Origin of the sequence: uncultured Campylobacter sp. (assembly GCF_937997595.1) — a bacterium.
Classification (GTDB): Bacteria; Campylobacterota; Campylobacteria; order Campylobacterales; family Campylobacteraceae; genus Campylobacter_B.
On sequence record NZ_CALKTS010000200.1, the window covers coordinates 1 to 1,540 of the forward strand.

The following is a 1,540-nucleotide window of genomic DNA, read 5'->3' on the forward strand; positions in this document are numbered from 1 at the left end:
GACCGATCTGAACCGCCTGGCGTATTACGGCGATCGCGGAGTTATGCTTTTGATGAGCGATAGTACAAACTCGCACAAAGAGGGGATCACAAAGTCCGAAAGCTCAGTAGGAAAGACCTTTGATACGATATTTTCAAGCTGTAAGGGGCGCGTGATAATGAGCACCTTCAGCTCAAACATCCACCGCGTCTATCAGGCTATCGAGCGCGGCGTCAAATACGGCCGTAAGGTCTGCGTCATCGGACGAAGTATGGAGCGAAATTTATTTACCGCGATGGAGCTTGGCTACGTAAATTTAGACAAAAAGATCTTTGTCGATGCCGATCAGGTCTCCAAATACCCCGATAATGAGGTTTTAATCGTTACTACCGGCTCGCAGGGCGAGACGATGAGCGCGCTGTACCGCATGGCGACGGACGAGCACAAATACATTAAAATCAAATCCACCGATCAGGTAATCATCAGCGCTAAAGCAATCCCCGGCAACGAAAGCAGTGTCTCAACTGTGCTTAACTACCTGCTAAAAAGCGGCGCAAAGGTCGCGTATCAGGACTTCAGCGAGATACACGTAAGCGGGCACGCCTCGATCGAGGAGCAAAAACTCATGCTGCGCCTAATAAAGCCGAAATTTTTCCTACCCGTGCACGGCGAGTATAATCACATCGTAAAGCACAAAGAGACCGCGATGGAGTGCGGCATCGAGGAGAAAAATATCTATCTGATGAACGACGGCGATCAGATGGAGGTTTGCGAAAAATACCTAAAGCGCGTCAAGACCGTCAAGACGGGCAAGGTTTTCATCGACAACCAGATCAACAAGCAGATCTCCGACGAGATCGTCAAACACCGCCAAAATTTAGCCGATGCGGGCGTCGCGGTCATCATCGCGCAGATCGACAAAAACGAAAAGAGGCTCATCCAGACGCGCGTCATCACCTACGGGCTCGTCGCCGATAATCAAACGGCGCACTTTACCAAGGAGATGCAGGGCATCATCGAGCAGTTTTTAGCGAATTTAAAAGATGAAATTCTACTCGATCACTGGGCGCTGGAGGGCAAGATTCGCCAGGCCGTGCGAAAGCATATTTTTAGAAAGATCAAAAAATATCCGACCATTGTGCCGGTGATCTATTTGATGTAAGTGCGGCTAAATTTAGCGAGCAGGGCGGCTTTGATTTGCGGCGGACGAGTGAAATTTTAATGGCGCGGGTGAGCTTTCGGGCGTGAAATTTTGCGACGTAAGTGGGCTTTGCAGCGTTGGAATTTCAAAGCGGCATTAGCAGGTCTTGTAGCGCGAAATTTTAAAGCGGCTAGTAAAATTTTAGCACAGAATTTCGGCGTAAGGCAAAATTTAAAGAATGCCTAGGAAGGCTGCGGCAAGCGGGCAGGACGGCGCGCTATTTTGTAGATTAGAATTTTATGACGCAAATTTCAAAGGTGCGAAATTTCGGCTAGCGCAAATTTAGGCGCGGCGCAAAGAGGTGTAAAATGAAAGTAAATTTTAAAAAGAAGGTTTAATGAGTGAAATTCTAGATACGGC

1 protein-coding gene is annotated in these 1,540 nt (G+C 48.2%); it reads left to right on the top strand.

Features of this window, described 5'->3' with window-relative positions:
- On the top strand, positions 1–1,141 hold a 1,141-nt coding region (locus Q0614_RS07090), incomplete at its 5' end, for a ribonuclease J (protein WP_298787597.1).
- Positions 1,142–1,540 lie beyond the last annotated feature (399 nt).